The sequence below is a fragment of the Pusillimonas sp. NJUB218 genome, from assembly GCF_003788685.1.
Taxonomy (GTDB): domain Bacteria; phylum Pseudomonadota; class Gammaproteobacteria; order Burkholderiales; family Burkholderiaceae_B; genus Neopusillimonas.
In genome coordinates this window covers 413465-432430 of sequence record NZ_NQMK01000001.1, presented here as the reverse complement: position 1 = coordinate 432430, position 18966 = coordinate 413465, and the positions used below count along the sequence as shown (strand labels likewise).

At 55.7% G+C, this 18966-nt stretch carries 19 protein-coding genes; 5 read left to right on the top strand and 14 right to left on the bottom strand.

The window, feature by feature from the left end; genetic code table 11:
• Window positions 1-34: 34 nt before the first annotated feature.
• From CHR62_RS02015 to CHR62_RS01955, 13 genes are all read right to left on the bottom strand, one after another.
• On the bottom strand, window positions 35-820 hold the full coding sequence (locus tag CHR62_RS02015) for a GntR family transcriptional regulator (protein WP_233574800.1): 786 nt from the start codon (window positions 818-820) through the stop codon (window positions 35-37).
• The gene (locus CHR62_RS02010) at window positions 817-1932 is read right to left on the bottom strand and encodes an NAD(P)/FAD-dependent oxidoreductase (RefSeq protein WP_199722875.1); all 1116 of its coding nucleotides are present in this window, start codon (window positions 1930-1932) and stop codon (window positions 817-819) included. The genes CHR62_RS02015 and CHR62_RS02010 overlap by 4 nt, the downstream gene beginning before the upstream one ends.
• 22 nt (window positions 1933-1954) lie before the next feature.
• Window positions 1955-3730: an FAD-dependent monooxygenase gene (locus tag CHR62_RS02005; protein ID WP_123659827.1), complete on the bottom strand. Its 1776-nt coding sequence runs from the start codon at window positions 3728-3730 to the stop codon at window positions 1955-1957.
• 8 nt (window positions 3731-3738) lie between these two features.
• On the bottom strand, window positions 3739-4758 hold the full coding sequence (locus CHR62_RS02000; protein ID WP_123659826.1) for an ABC transporter substrate-binding protein: 1020 nt from the start codon (window positions 4756-4758) through the stop codon (window positions 3739-3741).
• 33 nt (window positions 4759-4791) lie between these two features.
• Complete coding sequence (locus CHR62_RS01995; RefSeq protein ID WP_123659825.1) at window positions 4792-5643, bottom strand: ABC transporter permease; 852 nt, start codon at window positions 5641-5643, stop codon at window positions 4792-4794.
• A complete protein-coding gene (locus CHR62_RS01990) occupies window positions 5627-6412 on the bottom strand; it encodes an ABC transporter ATP-binding protein (RefSeq protein ID WP_233574799.1) in 786 nt (261 codons plus the stop codon). The genes CHR62_RS01995 and CHR62_RS01990 overlap by 17 nt, the downstream gene beginning before the upstream one ends.
• Before the next feature lie 48 nt (window positions 6413-6460).
• The gene (locus CHR62_RS01985) at window positions 6461-7189 is read right to left on the bottom strand and encodes a dienelactone hydrolase family protein (RefSeq protein ID WP_123659824.1); all 729 of its coding nucleotides are present in this window, start codon (window positions 7187-7189) and stop codon (window positions 6461-6463) included.
• A gap of 60 nt (window positions 7190-7249) precedes the next feature.
• Window positions 7250-8107, bottom strand: coding sequence for an SDR family NAD(P)-dependent oxidoreductase (locus tag CHR62_RS01980; protein ID WP_123659823.1), 858 nt, complete (start codon window positions 8105-8107; stop codon window positions 7250-7252).
• Between the two features lie 179 nt (window positions 8108-8286).
• Window positions 8287-9033, bottom strand: coding sequence for a GntR family transcriptional regulator (locus tag CHR62_RS01975; RefSeq protein WP_123659941.1), 747 nt, complete (start codon window positions 9031-9033; stop codon window positions 8287-8289).
• Between the two features lie 130 nt (window positions 9034-9163).
• Complete coding sequence (locus CHR62_RS01970; RefSeq protein WP_123659822.1) at window positions 9164-9607, bottom strand: nuclear transport factor 2 family protein; 444 nt, start codon at window positions 9605-9607, stop codon at window positions 9164-9166.
• 91 nt (window positions 9608-9698) lie between these two features.
• The gene (locus CHR62_RS01965) at window positions 9699-10727 is read right to left on the bottom strand and encodes an ABC transporter substrate-binding protein (protein ID WP_158609080.1); all 1029 of its coding nucleotides are present in this window, start codon (window positions 10725-10727) and stop codon (window positions 9699-9701) included.
• 95 nt (window positions 10728-10822) lie between these two features.
• Window positions 10823-11311 carry an aromatic-ring-hydroxylating dioxygenase subunit beta gene (locus CHR62_RS01960; RefSeq protein WP_123659820.1) on the bottom strand — a complete coding sequence of 163 codons (489 nt, stop codon included), beginning with the start codon at window positions 11309-11311 and terminating at the stop codon, window positions 10823-10825.
• A gap of 10 nt (window positions 11312-11321) precedes the next feature.
• On the bottom strand, window positions 11322-12575 hold the full coding sequence (locus CHR62_RS01955; protein ID WP_123659819.1) for an SRPBCC family protein: 1254 nt from the start codon (window positions 12573-12575) through the stop codon (window positions 11322-11324).
• 172 nt (window positions 12576-12747) lie between these two features.
• Between CHR62_RS01955 and CHR62_RS01950 the strand changes: the two genes are divergently transcribed.
• A complete protein-coding gene (locus tag CHR62_RS01950; protein WP_123659818.1) occupies window positions 12748-13656 on the top strand; it encodes a LysR family transcriptional regulator in 909 nt (302 codons plus the stop codon).
• A 15-nt stretch (window positions 13657-13671) separates the two neighbouring features.
• Here CHR62_RS01950 and arfB read toward each other — a convergent pair whose 3' ends face one another.
• Window positions 13672-14085, bottom strand: coding sequence for an alternative ribosome rescue aminoacyl-tRNA hydrolase ArfB (arfB, locus tag CHR62_RS01945; protein WP_123659817.1), 414 nt, complete (start codon window positions 14083-14085; stop codon window positions 13672-13674).
• Between the two features lie 213 nt (window positions 14086-14298).
• On the opposite strand from arfB, the gene CHR62_RS01940 reads away from it, so the two are divergent.
• From CHR62_RS01940 to CHR62_RS01925, 4 genes are read left to right on the top strand one after another with little or no spacing between them, the layout of a single operon-like run.
• The gene (locus CHR62_RS01940; RefSeq protein ID WP_093969705.1) at window positions 14299-15828 is read left to right on the top strand and encodes an amidohydrolase family protein; all 1530 of its coding nucleotides are present in this window, start codon (window positions 14299-14301) and stop codon (window positions 15826-15828) included.
• Window positions 15828-16127 (top strand): YtcA family lipoprotein, encoded by a 300-nt coding sequence (locus tag CHR62_RS15770; protein ID WP_123659816.1) that lies wholly within the window; start codon window positions 15828-15830, stop codon window positions 16125-16127. Before CHR62_RS01940 ends, CHR62_RS15770 begins: the two co-directional genes overlap by 1 nt.
• A gap of 5 nt (window positions 16128-16132) precedes the next feature.
• The gene (gene mdtN / locus CHR62_RS01930; protein WP_123659815.1) at window positions 16133-17179 is read left to right on the top strand and encodes a multidrug transporter subunit MdtN; all 1047 of its coding nucleotides are present in this window, start codon (window positions 16133-16135) and stop codon (window positions 17177-17179) included.
• A gap of 13 nt (window positions 17180-17192) precedes the next feature.
• Window positions 17193-18902 (top strand): FUSC family protein, encoded by a 1710-nt coding sequence (locus tag CHR62_RS01925; protein WP_123659814.1) that lies wholly within the window; start codon window positions 17193-17195, stop codon window positions 18900-18902.
• Window positions 18903-18966: the final 64 nt, after the last annotated feature.

Sequence of the window (18966 nt, the reverse complement as noted above, 5' to 3'; positions counted from 1 at the left end):
TTTGAAAGATATTTCCTCCAGATCAAATCGACGTTTACCTTGACCTCAAGCCAAAGTCATTGCGTATGTATAAGTAATTTGCCGGGTACAAGACCCTTGCGGCATAAACAATTTCACCCGCCTGATTGCGAATCAGGCGCACAACCCGCGCGACAGGCATGCCGATTTCAATTTGCAGTTGCCGCGCCATCACCGCGTCGGCAATGCGTACGGTCAACATCTGCTCTGCGTGGTCCAGCTCGTTAGAAAACTGGCGTTTCAGTACCAACAACACCGGGGATGATTCGAAATCATCGCGTTGCTGCTGCCAGAACCGTTCGCACACATGAACCGTACTGATGCTGTAGGGGCGCCCATCAGACCAGTTGACTCGGGTGGTCCACCAGTAATTGCCCGTCGTCGTCTCGTTGGGAACGAGTCCGGCAGGCAGGGACGCAACGCCCGAACCCAGGGAGGTAAATACGGCATTCAACGTTTCGATGTGGTTGATCCAGGTATCCCAGTCGGTCGGCAACATCAGCCAATGCCCTTTGGCCGCATCACCGATCACGAATGTACCTTTGCCTCGAATGCGCTCAATCAACCCTTCGCGTTCAAGCTCGTCTAACGCAGCACGAACGGTAGCGCGAGAAACGCCATATTCGGTCGCGAGGTCTTCCAGGCGGGGGATACAGGTTCCAACCGGCCATTCGCCTCGTTCGAGGCGCCCGCGCAAGGTGTATTTCACTTTCAAAGACAAGGGCAAACGCGACTGCTCTCGCAGGGTCGAGTTAACGCCCTCGGTCATTTCTGTCGTGAGACCCGAAAGATGGAAGCTCATGACAACAGTCCACTTTCATGAACAACATGCTCGGCCGTCGCCAGACATGCCGTCAGACCCGGGGTTTCAACGGCGTACAAGTTCACCAAATTGGCAATGCCGTGAACCTGGGGCCCATGAATTGCCCAATCGCTGACCGGCTCGCCTGGGCCCGTTAAGCGAGGGCGAATACCCGCGTAGCTGACTTGCAAACGTTCCGCAGTGACGTCGGGCCAGTAGCGGCTGATGTTTTCGACAAACGCACCAACGTTATCGGGGTTGACCGAGTAGTCTCTGGTGGTCACCCATTCGAGATTCGGACCGAAACGCCCTTGCCCCGCCATATCAAGCGTAAATGCGCCACCACGCCATAGGGTGTCCCCAACCGGCATAATCAGACGAGAGAAAGGTGTTTTCCCCTGGCAGCTAAAGAATGAACCTTTGGCAAAGTGCACATTGGGCACCAGCGCCTGCGGGTAACCCTCGATGCGTTGCGCCAACGGACGCGCGCCCAGCCCAGACGCGTTGACCAGATAATCGGCCGTCATGGTGCCCGGTACATTGTCGGCGGTGAAGTCGACGCGAAACCGTCCGGACGGTTCAATATGTACGGCATCGACAGATGTCCCCAACGCCAGCATTGCCCCGTGCGCTTCCGCATCGGCCAATAATGAAATCATCAGCCCATGGGAATCGACAATGCCGGATACCGGAGAGTAAATCGCCGCCTGGCAATTAAGGTTTGGTTCGAGGCGACGGGCCTCGGCTGCACTTAGCAGCTCTACGCCAGGTACTTGCAAGACATTTGCGCGCTCGGTCAGACGCTCGAGTATGCCGACCTCGTTATCATCAAGCGCCGGCAGCAACTTGCCGACCTGACGGTGACCCACGCCATGTGTCTCGCAATACCGATACATCAAGTCCCGACCGCGGATGCACAACCGTTCTTTGATTGAGTCTGGGGGATATAAAAAGCCCGCGTGAATCACTTCGTTGCTTCGCGAGCTGGTCTCCTCGCCCATGCGATTATTCACTTCAACAATCACAACCTCGCGCCCGGTCATTGCCAGTTCGCGCGCAATGGCCAGCCCAACAACGCCGGCACCAACAACAATACATGTCACATGATCCACTGGGATGACTCCTGTTGCCAGATTAATGTGTGGACAAAATTTGTCGCAGAACGTGTTCTAGACACTGTTCTGGATCATCAACCGCAACCGGTTGCCGATACGCGACGTAACGATCGGGCCTGACCAAAATGACCCCTTCAGGCCCGATACCGCGATGCCGCGCCCACGAGCCGCGCAAGTCCAGATAGTCTCCGTCGTAAAGCCCGACGCGAACGGCACGAATGGAAAGCCCCAACCGGGCGCCAACGGCCTCTGCGGCCCGAACCCACGGCTGCCCTTCCTCTCCGGCCAACACCACAAAATGCCCGCCCTCGACGAACGACGCAATGGGAACAACCTGCCCCAAGCGACTTAGCCACGCATGAGGCAGCGGATGACCTGGCCGGGTGCTAGGCTGGTAAAGCAAGACTGGATCAGGGCTTTGCACGGCGGGGCTCGCATCGCTGACGAGCGCCCCTTGGTCATAGGTGTAGCCGAACTCGATATTGTGATGACGAAAACCGATGCGCTGCTTGGCAATGGCATTGGCAACAGCGACACGAACGGGTTCGGTCTCAGGCGAGGTGTCCCATACCTGCTTCAGACGTCGCCAATTCTCTTCTTTGCTGTTCTCTTCCGACAACCCTATGGCGGCGTCGATCAGAAAATGCTGCATGGCATTGCCCAAGGCAACCGATACATTGCGTTGCGCTACGGGCCGGCGCTCAAGCTCGTAAGAATCCAACAAGGCTTCAGCGGCGCGCCCTTGAAGCACATGTGCAACCTTCCAGCACAGGTTATAGGCGTCTTGTACGGCGCTATTCAGGCCAAGGCCACCCGTGGGCGGATGCTTCTTGCACGCATCACCTACCAAGAAAATACGGCCGTCTTGGTAGCGACTTGCAAGGAAGCCGCCCATCACCCACTCGCTGACATGATGGACATGAACCTCATCGGGCGAGATACCAAGGACCTCGTACATACGGGCCAACACCCGCTCTGCATCTAACGGCGCATCATCTCCGAACAAATAACGCGAGTGATAAACCCATTCTTCAGCCGTGTTACCCCAACGGGTCGGCCCTTCGGGCAAAAGGACACCACTGGCCCACGACCCGCCAAAATCCGGGTTGATCAAGAAACGGGTCAACACATCAGAGCCACCCATACGCGTGCTCAGGTCGGCAGAGAAATGCACGGAACTCATCCGCATAGACTGACCACTGGACTGCATCTCGATACCCAGACGCGGCCCAACCGTCTTACCTGCATCGGCGGCCAGTAAATAGCGACAACGCACTTCGTAGCACTCGTCGTCAGCGCGGTTGCGTATTACGGCGGTGACGCCGTCTTCATCTTGCGAGAACTCGACCAGTTCCTGGTAAAAAAACAAACCGTCAGGCGCCAGCGTTTCGGCATGGGCCTTGAGAATAGGTTCGAGATACATCTGGGGGTAATTGGCAGGCAAGCACGGGCTGGCGGCCAGGTAATCAGGATCCTCGCCACCGGCGCCCCAGGCTTCTACCCGACCAATTTCGCGACCATGATAAGGGCTACTGCCCCCGACACCGGCATACCAGCCTGCGTATTTCATGGCCTGCGGCGGCGTCGACACTTTATAGATTGCGTCTGCCACCCCAAGCTCGGTGAAAATTTCCATGGTCCGTTGATTGATGATATGGGCCTTGGGCTGTGGCGACGTACCGGGAAAGTAAGTCACCAAGCGAGCCTTTACACCCAACCGCGCCAGCAGCATCGAACACGTCAAACCCGCAACGCCACCGCCAACGATCAGAACAGGAACTTCAATTCGTTTCATTTTTCGCCTCAATCCGCTGCGGCCTGATCCCACACCATTGCCGCCGTATCTACAGGCGTTTTCAGCTCACCGGTCTCCAGCATGATGGCTTGGGTATCGGCGATAGCCTTCGGATAAGTCGCGACGGTGAAGTAGCCGGGTACTTTCTCGGCAACGGCCTTGAAGTATGTGTCGGCTTCTAGCCCTTGGGGTACGGGGTAAATTTTCTTCAGGGCGGCGACCAGCGCATCCCGGTTCGCAGGATCGCGAATCCATTGATCAATCTCGCGATGCGCCTTGATGTACGCTTGCATGGCTGCCGGGTTCTTCTCGAGGAACGAACGTGTGGTCCACCAGGCCTGGCTCATGCGACCCGTTTCTGTCGCCCAGGCGGGGCATTCCTGGGTAGCGCAGTCAAGCAAAAGCTTGCCCTGCCCCAGTTGCTCAATCATGATGACCGAAGCAAATACTTCGGTGACGGCATCCATGCTGCCCGTCTGCAAGCCCGCCAATGACTGCCCGCCGCCACTGACACCGGTGTACTTCAGCTCATCGGGTTTCAGACCGGCATCACGTGCCAGCAATTGCACGTAACGGTGCGCTGCCGAACCCAGCCCATACACACCCACCGTTTTGCCCTTGAGCGACTGCATGGCCGTTTTGTAATCGGCACCGGGTGCGACCGAAGTTTTAGCGGGGTGGCCCACCAAACGCATGACGGGCTCTTTGGCATTGCCCATTACCGCGACGGGATCAAAGCCCCTGGACTTGAACAACAACATATTGTCGGGCGTGGTCATGATGACATCGACGCTGCCGCCAGCCAGCGCCGCGTTAGCCTGAGGCCCCGTACTGATATTGACGAGTTCAACATCAAGACCGTGCTTTTTGTAGTAGCCCAACTCAACGCCCATGTAGGCAAACAGGCTGGTGATATTGCCTGGATAAACCTGCACTTTGAACGCTGTTTGCGCTGATGCGCCCTGACTCGCCAATAAGGCCAGCCCCATCACCATACCTGTACCGAGTTTCTTGAATAGCCCTTTCATTCCTGATCTCCTTGACGCTACGCCATCGACACACTACTGCCAGCGCAGCAAATAGTTTTCAATTTTTCTCAACAACTCGACTGCAAATGTCGCAATCAAACCCAGCACGAACAACAACGCAAACACGGCATCAGTGCGCAACACGCCCGAGTAGTAAGCAATTTGCTGGCCGAGCCCACGGTTGGACCCGATCATTTCCCCTACGACCACTGCCAGGAAGCCGTAAATCAATGACAGACGCAGCGCAGCGAAAATACTGGGTAAGGCGTTCGGGATCACCAACTTCGTGAAGTACTCGAGGCGGCTTGCACCCAACTGACGCGTCAGCAGGCGAAGGTCAGGATCGATACTGCCCAGGCCGGTCAAGGCGCCATTAAGCACAATAAAAAAGCAAAGGCTGAACGCCAGAACGATTTTTGACATCATCCCCAGCCCGAAGAACGCGACGAACAAAGGAGCGAACGCAACGCGCGGCAGACTATTCAGAAAACTTAGAATGGGGTCCAGCACTTCGCGCAGCATCCTGCTTTGCACCAGTACAAACGCAACGACCACACCCAAAATGCCCGCAATGCCAAAGCCCCACAGTGTTTCTTGAACGGTGATCCAGGCGTCTTCCCAGAACTTGGTTTCGCCCAGGTTTTCAACCAAAAACCGCCCGATGTCCTGGGGGCTGCTAATAAAAAACTTGTTCACCAGGCCCGTATCTGCAGCAACCTGCCAAATGCCAAGCAACGCGGCAATCACAACCAATCGCCAGAACCACAACGAGACCAGGTAGCGCTGCTTAGCGGCAACCATGCGCGCCGCCTCTTGTTCGGCCCAGCTTTGCTTATCAATTTCGGGGGCCAATTGGGCCGCCCCGTGACTAGTGTTTGTATTCATGACTCATCAAGCTCCAGATGCGGCTATACAGTTCGTGATATCGGTTATCTGTCTGCAACTCGCTTAGCGACCGTGGCCGCTCAAGCGGGACTTCAACGTCAGCAATAACTCGACCAGGATTAGGACACATGACAATGACCCGATCGGCCAGGGAAATGGCCTCATGCAGATCGTGCGTCACAAACATAATGGTGCGACGGTCTTTGTCCCAAAGTTGCAGCAACAGCTCACCCAACTGAATCTTCAGGTGAATATCCAACGCCCCATAGGGCTCATCCATCAGCAAGATTTCAGACTTGAGCGCGAAGGTTCGGGCAAGCGCCACCCGTTGCCGCATGCCATGCGACAGCTCGGACCGGTACGCATTCTCGTAGCGCCCCAAACCCACGGCATTGAGCAGCTCACGTGCACGCTCGCGCCGGGCAGCCCGCCCTTCTCCGCGTAACTCCAGGCCGTACTCGACATTGCCAATCGCGGTTCTCCAGGGCAACATGGCATCGCGTGCCAACATGTAGGCCACATCGGGACGGCCCGCCGCCGGAGGTTTGCCATTGAGCAGCGCGACCCCAGACTGGGGCGTTACCAAACCCGCTGCAATATTCAATAGCGTCGTTTTTCCGCAGCCGCTGGGGCCCACCAAAGCGATGAATTGTGTTTTCTTTATTTCAAGTGAAACACCACCCAGCGCTTCAACCGCCTGCACCTTGCCACGATCTTTGAGCATGAAGTACTGCCTGACATGCTTGAAACTGATCCCTTCTTGCGCCACTGTTATCTCCTCTAGTTCATTTAATCGTTCGTAGCAAAAAGCGATCACTCACACATCAGCGCGGTCGCCGATCAGATGCTGCCGCAAAAATTGCTCTGAGCGCGCGTTGGCCAGGTCGGCCGCCGCAGCGTTGTAGTTCGCGCCGCCTTTCAAGGCAAACGCATGATTGACCCCTTCGTAAGTTTCTATACGCACGTTAGGGTTTGGGCTGAGCGCCTGCACAATCTGTTGCCGCAAGGGCTCGGGGACAAGAAAATCACTGCCGGCCATATGCATCAGAATCGGCGTGGCAATGCGAGCGGCCTCGTCGAGATGACGCTCTAGATGAACGCCGTAGTAAGCCACTGCGCAGTCAACCGGTACGTGAGCAGCCATGCGATAGCTCAGCCGGCCACCAAGACAGAACCCAAGAACGCCGACCTTGCCATTGCAGCCCGGATGGCTTTTCACGAAGTCATACGTTGCAGACAAATCGGACAACGCCTTGTCATCATTGAACGCGTCATTCAACGCCATCGCCTTGCTTACTTCTTCGGGCGTGGCCGTTGCCGGATCGTCGGCCAAACGCACATCGGCCTCTTGGCGCCAGAACAAGTCAGGGACAACGACGAAGTAGCCGAGACTGGCATAGTGGTCGGCCAGATCTCGCATTACTTTGTTGACGCCGAAGATGTATTGCAAAAGCACCAAACCGGGGCCAACGCCTTTAGGGGGTACGGCCACATAAGCCGAAAACGCGCCCGCATCATGGGCATTGATCAAAACTGAGTGACTCACGGTATTTCCTTCCTGCTAAGCTGATTTAATGTTTGAATTCGAGACAGGGGCTCGTCCTGACTAGGACAGGTTCCCTCGCTCCGACATCACGATCGTCTTCACCAACTGGGGCCAGGCCACGGGCTCTGAGGCCTCGTCCATGTTTTCTTGAACGGAGCGATTGGCGTGCCAATAGGCGGCGGTCAAGCGCGTCGAGGTGACATGCGATGAGTCATCGCTGGCTAGCCAGTTCATGACAGGCACCATCACGTCGGGCTGCAGCAGTTTTTCGCGCGGGACGCCGATATCCTCGGGTACCTGAGCGGTATCTACGGGCCCGCCAGGAATGACAGTGTTTACGGTAATACCGTGCGACTTGAGTTCGGTTGCCATCGCGGCCGACATTGATTCCAAGGCCGCTTTCGAAGGCCCATAAGAAGCAAACCCCGGACGCAGCATGGTTTCCCATGTTGTGGAGACATTGATCAAGCGCCCGCCGCCACGCTGCAACATCAGGGGAATGGCCGCCCGCGACAGCAAAAAGGGCCCAATCGCGTTCACGTCCATGATCCGGCGCCATTTTTCAGGGGGGATTTCCCATACGTTCAAAGGCCTGGAGATAAAATCGGGCCGGATGATCTGCGCCCCGGTGCCGGCATTGTTGACGACAACATCAAGCCCGCCGAATACTTTCATTGCCGTTGCGACGATCTGCTCTGCGTCTTGATCTTTTGTGATGTCTGCAAGGCAGGCTGCAATATGCCCGGGCAGCAAGGTATCCACCGACTGAACAACCCGTTCAAGTCCCGCCGCATCAAGGTCAGCGATGACAACGCAGGCGCCTTCTGAAACAAACCCCTTGGCTATCGCGGCACCTAAGCCATTGGCGCCCCCTGTGACAACACATACCTTGCCCTTGAGGGCAGTTCCAATCGACATATTCAACCTCAAGATTTGATGAAGACCCTGCGCACTTCCTAATATTCGAAAGTACGGTTTTAAGTACTTTATAAAATAGAGGCGATCGTGTCAACGAATCTGAGGCTAGTAATTACCCTGAATCAGGCACCCGAACTTACCTTTGACAACTAGGTAGCCACAGTGCGCACAAGGGAAAATCAGGGGCGCAGGTCGTTCTCGATGTACAGGTGTCGCGCCGGGTAAAGCACCTCGGCACAATAGACAACATTGTCTTGCGCATCACGCACAACACGGACGACGCGAACCACCGGGCTACCTATTTCAACTTTCAGGTGGCGGGATACCGTGGCGTCGGCGGCACGCACCGTCAACGTCTGCCGGGCTGAAACCAACAACGGCTTATAGGCGCGATCAAGAACCAGCAGCACAGGCTCTTGCTCGAACGCTTTTTTCTGTTGGGTATAAAGAGAGTGCGCCACATAAGCCGAACTCATGCTGTAGGGCACCCCTTTGATCAGGTTCACACGTGTGGTGTGCCAGTAATCATCCGACACCACTTCATCACCGCCGACCAGATCGGCCGGCAAGCGCCCGACCCTGTTCTCGAGAACAATAAAGTCAACGTTCAAGCGATCGATGTGGCCGATCAGGGTGACCCAATCTGTCGGCAACATCATCCAGTGCTCTTTCAATACGTCGCCAATAACGTAAGTGCCCTTTCCTCGGGTACGCTCGATCAGTCCCTCTTGTTCAAGCTCGTCGAGCGCCGCGCGAATCGTCGCGCGCGATACCCCGTACTCGCTAACCAACTCGAGTAGCGTAGGTATCTGCGTTCCTACGGGCCATTCCCCACGCTCCAGACGGGCTCTGAGCATGTATTTCATTTTCAACGACAATGGCAGGCGAGACTGCTGTTTCAGCGCGAGTTTTATTTTATTTTCCATCACGGAAGGGCTCTTGAGACACCAGGGAAGACGACGCTATGATACTTCGTCCCCGGACATCAGCGCCCCTCTGACGTAAAGTCTCGCCCATGACGTCAAAACCAAGGCTAAAAACCCCGAACTGGTTTGATCACCCCATGGGCAATTCAAACCAATTTCGCCCCTGCCGACGCTCAATCAGCCAAGCACCGTTTTCTAGCACAAACGTATCTTCGTAGCAGCCCACATAAATAGTCCCGTTGAATCGGACAACGGCGTTGCCTGCAGCGCCCTCGTGCTGCAAATAGACGGTGAAATAGCTACTTGCCTTTGCCGATCTTGAGTCGATGACATCGACAAGAATATTTGTACACACATGTACTGAGCGCATTTCTGGCGGCTTACGACTTAAATCGGCCGTGATGGCATCGCGCCCCCGAATTGGGGTGTCTGGCGACAGCGGGCGCAAAAACACCCCATCGGCAGCAAACAGTTTCGACAAGGCTTCGTACTGTCGTGAGTCATTTAACAGCGCAAATTTCAAGATGACTGATTCACAACAAGATTTAATGTGTGCTTCCTGCAACTGATCCATATCCACTACCTAAAAAGTTCGCTGCAGGACAACAGCAACGTTGTCCTGCAGCGTATCGTTAAACCACGCACTCACCCCAGATGCCGGCTCGTCAATCGATGACAGCCGACCAAACCATGTCATCCAAAGGTTTCGCTGACTTGATCTCTCCGCTCTCGACCAAACTCTGTTGAATCGCGTCCAGCGCCGACAACCTGACCCGTGTGCCAAAAAATGCAGCAGCTCGATCGGCCACATCGGCGTAGTAAGCGTCGGGATTATCCAAGGCAGGTGCAGGCAAAATTTTCTTTAACTCGTTAACGAAAGCGACGCGATTTGAAGGGTCTTTAATCCAGGCATCGATCTTGCGATGCGTGCGTACGAACTTTTTCATCGCTTCGGGGTTAGCCGCCAGAAAATCGCTTGTCGTAAAGTAGGCGAGCGAGGTTTTACCGCCTTCGGTAATCAGCGGCGGACACTGTGCCACCGGATCTGAACAGTCGAGCACGAACTCCCCAATCCCCATGTGCTCGACCAAAATCCCGCTGGACAAGACATCGACGGAAACATCCAGGTTGCCTGCGACCAAACCCGACACAGAGGCGGCAGGACCGCCCATAGCTGCCCGCTTCAAATCGGCATCGTTCACGTTTGCGCTTTTAGCCAACTGACGCACAAACCGGTCGGTCGAGGAGCCCAAACCGTAGACACCAATTGTCTTTCCTTTGATACGGCTCATGACCGACCGGTAATCTTGGCCCGTAGGCAAGCCCAACCCTTTGCGTTGAATTAAAAAGAACGGGTACTGCACGGCGTTGCCCACCACCGCGACAGTATCGATACCTCGATGCTTCAAGAGAATCATGTTGTCTGGCATGTTCATGATGACATCGACACTCTTGGACACGAGTGCCGAATTGGCTTGCGGGCCATTGGCAATATGAACCACCTCAACATCCAGCCCCTCTCGCTCATAAAAGCCGAGACTGGTCCCCAAATAAACGTACAAGCTGGCGATATTCCCGGGCATGATCTGCACCCGAAGCGGTGCTGCCGTTGCCGCCCCGGCAACCGATAGCAACCCCGACACCATCACCAAAGCAGCCAACCCTTTACGGAACAATTTTGCACATGACAACATGATTTCTCCTGGCGCGAATAATCGCGCATATATGGTTTTACATCTGTACAACACTCCATCCATCTGCAACGCGATGACCAATACCGACGCAATGTCTACAGAGGAACAGCCACCAGCCCGTGCATGTTGAAACTATCGGGAACAACAATGCGCTCTTTGAACTTGAGGATGCCGCCAGAGAAAACCATCTTGTCCAGATACTCCCCTGTGCAAAAGAATCGCCCCCTCCCCTCTACATCGGACTGCAAAATCAGGAATGAAGACCGAGCATGAAATACCCCGTCTTGCTCACCATCGAACATCACCCCCGTCACAATGCGACGATCTTGATGAATGTTGTAAAGGTTGGCCTCGCGCAGCGACTTGACCCGATCGCGCAACATGGCATGGTTGTCGAGGTACAGCCAATACCCCTCAAGGCCCGCAACATAGTTATCTCTGGGGTGAATGGCGTACTTGCAGTCGTCGACAAACAGGCCCGGCCACTCCTCCAGCCGATCGTCATCGAGTATTCGTGCACACCGATAGTTCAACCGGGTAATTTCTTGCTCAATCTGATCAATCGCAATATCTGACATTGGCATGACGCGCTCCTTAAGCTGGCTGGCTATTGAGTTTTGGGGTGTATCCCATCAGGGTGCTGTAACCTTTCCAGAACCCTCGAATCGGCAGTTCGGTGACCACATGCGACTGGTCATCAACACCACGCCCCCCCATTTCAATAATCGAGTGCCCCCGATCTTCGCCCTTGGCGATGGCCGACTGTGTCAGCTCCAGTGCCTCGACGTCCTCGATGGCGACATAGCCTGCAGGCCCAAACAAATTAGATTGCTTGCGACGCATCGACCGCTGCTCTGGCGTATCGTCCTCGAAGCCGAAATGCGTATACAGCAACTCAACCACGCCCACGGCTTTGGGGCGGATTTGTCGAACAGACAGCGTATTACCAACACAGGTGAACAACGTGCTCGGAAAAATAGACACAATGTTCAAACTCAAACCCAGATCGTTCTCTTTAAAACCGTTCATCAGCGTCGGATCGTCCAATTGCGGTCCACGATGCGACTGCTGCCCGCGAACCGTTTTCGAATCTTCTGCGTCGTTGAAAACGCTGATAATTGAATGGACACCGCTTTCGCTGATTTCGCACGCACCACGATCAGAAGGGTTCATGAATCCGAAAGTCGGCAAGAAGGGGTGCAACATTGGCGCGTGATAGGCATCCCGAGAGTTCTCAGCAAACAGTTTCCAGTTCGCTTTCAAAGTGTGACGGTGGTACCCGCTGACTCGTAAAGGCTTGCGCAAGGTGTGCTGCAAACGTGTCACGACTTTTTCGCCAAGGTAGTCACGTAAGGCTGGCGCCTGCGGGTCCAAGGTTCCAAATATGACGCCATTAATCGTGTCCACTTTGAGTGGACGCATACCATGCTGTGCCTTGTCGAAGTCGTCAGGCATGCCCCCATGCCCACTATCCCCCTTCTGCAAAGGGACGCTTGCCAGCCGACCTTCGGACGTATAACACCACTGGTGATAAGGACAAATATGGCTGCGCCGATTCCCGCTCAGTTCTCGCACAACCTGCATGCCCTTATGCGAGCAGCGATTTACGAACGCACTGATCGACCCATCGGGAGCACGCTGCACAACAACCGGCGTTGTGCCGACGAAACGCGTCACAAAATCACCTGGCGTCGCGATTTCGCACTCTAAGGCCAGGTAGTTCCAATTAGGACCACGAAACAACACCTCCATCTCGCGATCGAAAACGTCCTGCTCGGTAAATACCCAGTACGGCGTGCGCGTGTAGTCGTCTGTGGGCCAATGGCGTTCTTGCATTTGGTCTTGCATCACACTTCTCCTCTCTTGACATCACCGCTCTGATAAACATTCGTCAATCAGTCGGCCTATTTAAAATACCTAAAACCGTTTTTTCGGATGTTTATATAATCAAGATATTGCCGTTGGCGCGCAAGAACCCAGCACCAATACCCAGTATTGGGTTTATGAATAAAGGTCGAAAATGGAACTGAACGAGCTGGACCTCAACCTTCTGCTGACCTTTCACGAAATCATGCGGGAACGCAGCGTATCCAAAGCTGCCGAAAACCTCGCCTTGGCTCAACCCACCGTCAGTCAGGCCCTCAGCCGCTTAAGGGCCACCCTCAACGACGACCTGTTTCAGCGAACGTCCACAGGTATGGAACCGACGCCATTTGCAGAACAACTGGCCGATCCGGTGGCATACGCCTTACGCAGCCTGAAGGAAGCATTGAATCAACGGGGTTCATTCGATAGCGCCAGTTGGACGGGCTCGTTTACCCTGGCGACGACTGACTTTGGCGAGGCGTATCTGCTGCCCCGCATCTTGGAAAAAATAAAAGGTGTCGCTCCTGGAATTTGCGTACGTTCGGTACGTTACATGCCAGATACGCTGAAAGCCCAAATGGAAAAAGGCGAAATCGATCTGGCCATAGGACTACTGCCTAACCTTGAGGCCGGCTACTATCAGCGCCGCCTGTTTCAGCATGACTACGTTTGCCTATACAGACGGTCTCACCCCTGGGCCGGTATGAAACTTGACGCCGACAAGTTCCAGGAGGCCGATCATTTGGTGGTCGAGTCCCCCGACCCGGGACACTACATGATTGAAACGGTACTAAAAAAAATGGCTGTTCAGCGCAAAATAAAAGCCGTCGTCTCGCACTTCGGGGCCATACCGTATATCTTGCGTTCTACCGACCTTATCGCGACCGTCCCCCGAATTATCGCGCTGGCGCACCAGGCGCAATTTGATCTGGACTTCCAGCCACACCCACTGGACTTACCCACATTTTCGGTAAATGTTTTCTGGCATGCGCGCTATAACCGCGACGGGGCCAATCAGTGGCTAAGAAATCTTATTTTTGATTTACCCTCGCCCAGCCCCTGAATCCGGACTAAATCGCTAGCCCTCGACAAACACTCGTCCTCGGCCGCGCTTAACTTGCCCACGAACCAGCTTTCCTTCCAGCCTTCGCCGTTTTGAGGCCAACGTGGGCCGGGTCGCTTTACGCGCCAAGGGTGGTTTGGACGCGCTATCGACCAAGGCCTGCAAACGTGCAATAGCTTCTAGTTTGTTCTGCTCTTGACTGCGACTACCCTGCGCTTTAATGACGATCACGCCTTCGTCGGTAATGCGCGAATCGCGCAAGGCAAGCAAACGCGCCTTTACGTCGTCGGGCAAAGAGGATTGCGGTATGGAATAGCGCAAATGGATTGCGCTTGAGACTTTGTTGACGTTTTGGCCACCCGCACCCTGCGCACGGATAGCGCTAAAAATCATTTCGTCTTGCAAGACGGGAAATCGGGAAGTGATCATATTGAACCGAGATTCTTTGCGTTCAACGGCCAGCAGGCCATGGCAACCAAAAAAATAAAACAAACTTAATCAAAGCGAACCAAAATAGCCATTTTGACCACTGAATAGGCTATAAACAGCGCCATAAGATTGCGTAGCGGGCCCAGCCCGGGTCACACCGTCTTTTGCCAATTGCTGTTAAAAACCATTATCGCGTTGCAGGAAACTTTTACTATGCGCATTGCTGCCTCCCCAAAATTCTCGACCTTGGCCAACGCTCCCTGCGTTCCTACAACGCATAGCGACAACACTGCGGCTAATGGCGCATACCTAGGCCAAAGCCAACCCCATGTGTGTACCTGCGGCGGTAAAGCCGCCCTTGCACTGCACAACCGCGCAACCGCCGCCATGACGCGCAGAATGTTTTTGGGGGGTGCTGCTGCGGCCATCGTCCCGTTCATCGGGTTTCAAACCAGCAAAGCAATTGCGCAGCAACCCGCGCCACCCGACCGCCCCGTTCTGTTTACCAACTTACGCTTGTTTGACGGCATCAGCAACACCGTGCGAACCGGGGTCAACATCCTTGTCGAGGGCAATCGAGTCGCAGCGCTGCCCCCTGTCGGTGAGCCTGTCGAAAACGCCAAGATCGTCGACTGCGGCGGGCGGCTGGCCATGCCGGGCCTGATCGATGCGCACTGGCACTCAATGTTCTGCGGCATTACCGAAATGGCCGCCATGACCGCCGACATAGGCTACGTGTATTTGGTCGCGGCCCGCGAAGCCGAACACACCTTACTGCGCGGCTTTACCAGTGTACGCGACGCGGGTGGCCCAAGTTTTGCACTCAAACGGGCCATCGATGAAGGTATTGTGGTTGGCCCCCGTATTTTCCCGTCTGGCGCAATGATTTCGCAGACCTCAGGTCACGGTGACTTTCGCATGCGTCACGAAGTGCCACGCAACGACAGCGACCCGCTCAGCATAGCCGAGCGTATGGGCGCGGCCATGATTGCCGACGGCGCCGACAACGTACTGCGGCGCGTGCGCGAGCAGCTTATGCTGGGAGCCAGCCAGATCAAACTGATGGCCGGTGGCGGGGTCACGTCGTTATACGACCCGCTCGACACCACACAATATTCCGAGGCAGAGTTACGTGCTGCCGTTGGGGCCGCCGAAGACTGGGGCACCTACGTCATGGTGCACGTCTATACGTCGCGCGGCATACAGCGCGCCATTCGGGCTGGGGTTCGGTCTATCGAGCATGGCCAGTTGGCCGATGAACAAGCCGCCCGCCTGATGGCCGACGAAGGCGTATGGTGGAGCCTGCAACCATTTTTGGCCGACGACGACGCCAACATCAAAGCCGACCCGGGAGCAAAAGCCAAGCAACTCGAGGTGGCTGAAGGCACCGTACGAGCCTACCAAATGGCCATAGACATGAAAATTAAAACAGCCTGGGGCACAGATATTCTGTTTACACCCCAGAACCTGAAATCTCATGGCCGGCAATTGGCTAAACTTACCCGCTTTTACGACCCCATGGCACTATTAAAGATAGCCACAGCCAGCAACGGCGAACTGCTTGGCCTGGCCGGCAACCGCAGCCCTTACCAGGGCAAATTGGGGGTGATCGAGCCGGGCGCCTTTGCCGACCTGCTTATTGCCGATGGCGACCCGACCGTCAATCTCGACTTCCTTGGCGACCCCGACACGAACTTGAAACTCATCATGAAAGACGGTCGTATCTATAAAGATCAACTGTAATGCGCGCCCTGCACATCTTTAGACTCGCTTTGGCCATCGCCGCCAGGCTTGGCCTGCTCACGTGCCTGCTTGCCCTGTCGGGCTGCAGTCAGGGGCGAGCCCCCTCGTTCATGATCATGGGCAGCTATTTCCCAGCCTGGCTGGTGGGTCTCGCAATCAGTATTCCGCTAACCGTTGTTATCCGTCAGGGCTTGATCCGTAGCGGTCTTGACGATGCGCTGCCTGTGCGGCTGCTGGTCTATGTCTGCCTTTGCGTACTGCTGACGCTGGCCTTCACTTACATATTTTCGCCCCAATAAGACTCATGTCACACGAACAAAATGCAGCGCATGGTCGCTACGCCCGATGGCTTGCTTTTGGCATTATTGCCGCTACGGTACTGGCGGCATTAGCCTGGTGGCGATACATCGACGTTAACCTGCTATCTGAAGACGCCATCCTGGAAGCAGACGTTGTCCATATCAGCACGCCAGTGCCGGGAAAGATCATCGAACTCGCTGTACGCGAAGGCGACCGCGTCGCACGTGGCGACCTTCTGTTCAGGCTTGATCCGCAAGCCTACGAGTTGCGAGTCGCCCAGGCCCAGGCAGAAGTTGCCATGACTAAAGCAACATTAGCCTCGCGCGAACGACAAATTCGCGCCGAAACGGCCAACGCATCCATTGCCAATCAGCAAATCAAACGCGCCGAAGCCAATCTTGAATTGGCGCGCAGTACGGTGCATCGCCTCGAACCCCTGGCACGCAAAGGGTATGTCCCCCAACAAGAGCTTGACACTGCCCGAACCGCAATGCGCGACGCTCAGGTATCCCTGACGCAGGCACAGGCACAATCCGAGGCCGCCAAAGAACTGATTGGCGAGATCGAAGCCGCCCAGGCTGCCGTGTTGGCTGCAACCGCCGGCCTAGGCCTGGCACAAAAAGCACTTGCCGATACTACCGTCACCGCGCCCCACAACGGTCTGGTCGTCGGGCTCAGGGTATCCAGCGGCGAACACCTGGGGCCGGACCAAAGCGTCTTTACCCTGATCAACACCGATCAATGGTATGCCACCGCCTTATTCCGGGAAACGGACTTGGCGAGTTTGCGCGTCGGGCAATGCGGTCAGGCGTTCGCACTGGCCGACCCTTCACGTCATATTCCAGGCCGCATCGTTTCCATTGGCTGGGGGGTTGCTACCGAAGACTTAATTAGTCTGCCGCGCGCCCTGCCCTACGTGCAGAAATCATTGAACTGGGTTCGCGTCGCACAACGCTTCCCGGTCAGGCTTTTGCTCGAAAATCCTCCACCAGAACTGATGCGCGCGGGTGCGTCGGCCTCTGTTGTGATTCGCACCGACGCGCAATGCTAAGGGCGCAAAGTCAATGAATCGAGCTTTGTGGCACGAGGTCGGCCGTGAGCTGGCGCCCTTCGATGGGCGTTTAGGGACGGCCTGGCGCATCAGCGTAATTTGTTCGCTAGCGACGCTGGCCTTTATGACATGGCAAATCCCGTTAGCCGCCATTGGATGCTACTTGGTGCTGTTTGTCATGAAGCCCGATCCAGGTGAAAGCACCTTGATGGCCATCGGCATCTGCATCCTCGTATCAACGGTCGTTGCCCTGCTGGTTTGGCTCACCCGGCTGTCCATCGATATCCCAGCCTTACGACTATTTGTACTGGCCAGCGCCTCATTCATTTTTATGTACCTGGCCTCCGCGTCAAAGCTGGGTCCGGCCGGCAACATTATTGCCCTGGTCATTGCTTTCATCATGACGCTGCTGGGCAGTGCGCCGTTTGGTGAAGTCGCCACACGCGGTATTTTGTACGCCTGGCTGATGACGCTGATTCCTATGGGGCTGCTGATTGCCTGCAACATGGCTTTTGGCAGATCGGCACCGTCGCTGCTAACTGCCGAACTGGCACGCCGCGTTCACCTGGTAGAAGATATTCTTGCAGGTACCCAGCCGCCTGCATCGGCACGGCAAGCCCTGCACGAAGGCGGCGCGCCGGTTGCCAGTTACCTGCAGTTCATCAGCATTTTTCATTTACTACCAACCACCGAAATACATCGTCTTCGAACGCGCCATGAGCATACGCTGCAGCTATTAATGCTGGCCACGCGACTCCCCGACCCGACAGACGACGCAACGGCGCTTTCCGATACAACGCAGGCGGCGGCAGTGCGGCGTGAGATTCAGACAGGCCTGAACCAACTGGATGCCCCTGTGCCCCAGGGCCCGCCAGAGCCGCATTCAGGTTTTTTTCGCGCCGATGCGCTCAGCAATCCCGAACACTACCGGTTTGCCCTGAAAACCACCCTGGCGGCGAGCCTGGCCTACATCACCTATACCGCGCTGGACTGGCAGGACATCCACACGGCCATGGTGACCTGCTATGTGGCAGCACTGGGCTCGACCGGCGAAACCTTACACAAACTGACCCTGCGCATTGTGGGCTGCCTAATTGGTGCAGCCATGGGCATAGCGTCCATTTTGTTCCTGATTCCCCACATGACCTCGATCGGGGAACTGATGCTTCTGGTGTTTGCCGGCATTTTGGTGGCGGGCTGGGTCTCCAGCGGCTCAGAGCGCATTGCCTATGCGGGCGTGCAAATCGGCCTTGCCTTTTTGCTGACTGTCCTGCAAGGGTTTGGCCCCGATGTGGAGATTTCTGTCGCGACAGACCGTGTGGCTGGTATTTTGTTGGGCAATGCACTGCTGTACCTGATTTTTACAAGAATCTGGCCAATCAGCAGCCTTGAAATGGCACGTGCAGGCCTGGCCGAAGTCCGCGAAAAATTGCAGGTTTACGGCAAGAACGCGCAAAAGTTGCAGACGCTTGCGCCTTCCCAGGCGGCAAACCTGTTGGGCGCGCTGGGCGGTGTTCGTGAGCAACTGGTAATGCGGCGGTTCGAGCCGCGCACACTGCATACCGACCCTCACGAAGCCACCCAATTGCAGCAAACCCTGAACGACTATGAACTGCGCTGCATTTCCGCTGCGCTAGACCCGCAGTGGGCGACCCCACCGGCCACCGAAGCGCCGTTGCACACCTCGCTTGCCACACCCATATTGTCACGCCCAACGTCATGACCCCAACCCAAACGAAAAAGCGACTGTTTTTAATCGGACCATCGGTCCGCCTGGGCAGCTATGG

Coding starts and splice junctions, on each gene's coding strand:
- CHR62_RS01940 (WP_093969705.1), top strand. CDS start 14,299: ATGCGCATTGCTGCCTCCCCAAAATTCTCGACCTTGGCCAACGCTCCC.
- CHR62_RS02015 (WP_233574800.1), bottom strand. CDS start 820: ATGAGCTTCCATCTTTCGGGTCTCACGACAGAAATGACCGAGGGCGTT.
- CHR62_RS01955 (WP_123659819.1), bottom strand. CDS start 12,575: ATGCAAGACCAAATGCAAGAACGCCATTGGCCCACAGACGACTACACG.
- mdtN (WP_123659815.1), top strand. CDS start 16,133: ATGTCACACGAACAAAATGCAGCGCATGGTCGCTACGCCCGATGGCTT.
- CHR62_RS01960 (WP_123659820.1), bottom strand. CDS start 11,311: ATGCCAATGTCAGATATTGCGATTGATCAGATTGAGCAAGAAATTACC.
- CHR62_RS01970 (WP_123659822.1), bottom strand. CDS start 9,607: ATGGATCAGTTGCAGGAAGCACACATTAAATCTTGTTGTGAATCAGTC.
- CHR62_RS02005 (WP_123659827.1), bottom strand. CDS start 3,730: ATGAAACGAATTGAAGTTCCTGTTCTGATCGTTGGCGGTGGCGTTGCG.
- CHR62_RS01965 (WP_158609080.1), bottom strand. CDS start 10,727: ATGTTGTCATGTGCAAAATTGTTCCGTAAAGGGTTGGCTGCTTTGGTG.
- CHR62_RS01995 (WP_123659825.1), bottom strand. CDS start 5,643: ATGAATACAAACACTAGTCACGGGGCGGCCCAATTGGCCCCCGAAATT.
- CHR62_RS01925 (WP_123659814.1), top strand. CDS start 17,193: ATGAATCGAGCTTTGTGGCACGAGGTCGGCCGTGAGCTGGCGCCCTTC.
- CHR62_RS01975 (WP_123659941.1), bottom strand. CDS start 9,033: ATGGAAAATAAAATAAAACTCGCGCTGAAACAGCAGTCTCGCCTGCCA.
- CHR62_RS02000 (WP_123659826.1), bottom strand. CDS start 4,758: ATGAAAGGGCTATTCAAGAAACTCGGTACAGGTATGGTGATGGGGCTG.
- CHR62_RS01950 (WP_123659818.1), top strand. CDS start 12,748: ATGGAACTGAACGAGCTGGACCTCAACCTTCTGCTGACCTTTCACGAA.
- CHR62_RS01980 (WP_123659823.1), bottom strand. CDS start 8,107: ATGTCGATTGGAACTGCCCTCAAGGGCAAGGTATGTGTTGTCACAGGG.
- arfB (WP_123659817.1), bottom strand. CDS start 14,085: ATGATCACTTCCCGATTTCCCGTCTTGCAAGACGAAATGATTTTTAGC.
- CHR62_RS15770 (WP_123659816.1), top strand. CDS start 15,828: ATGCGCGCCCTGCACATCTTTAGACTCGCTTTGGCCATCGCCGCCAGG.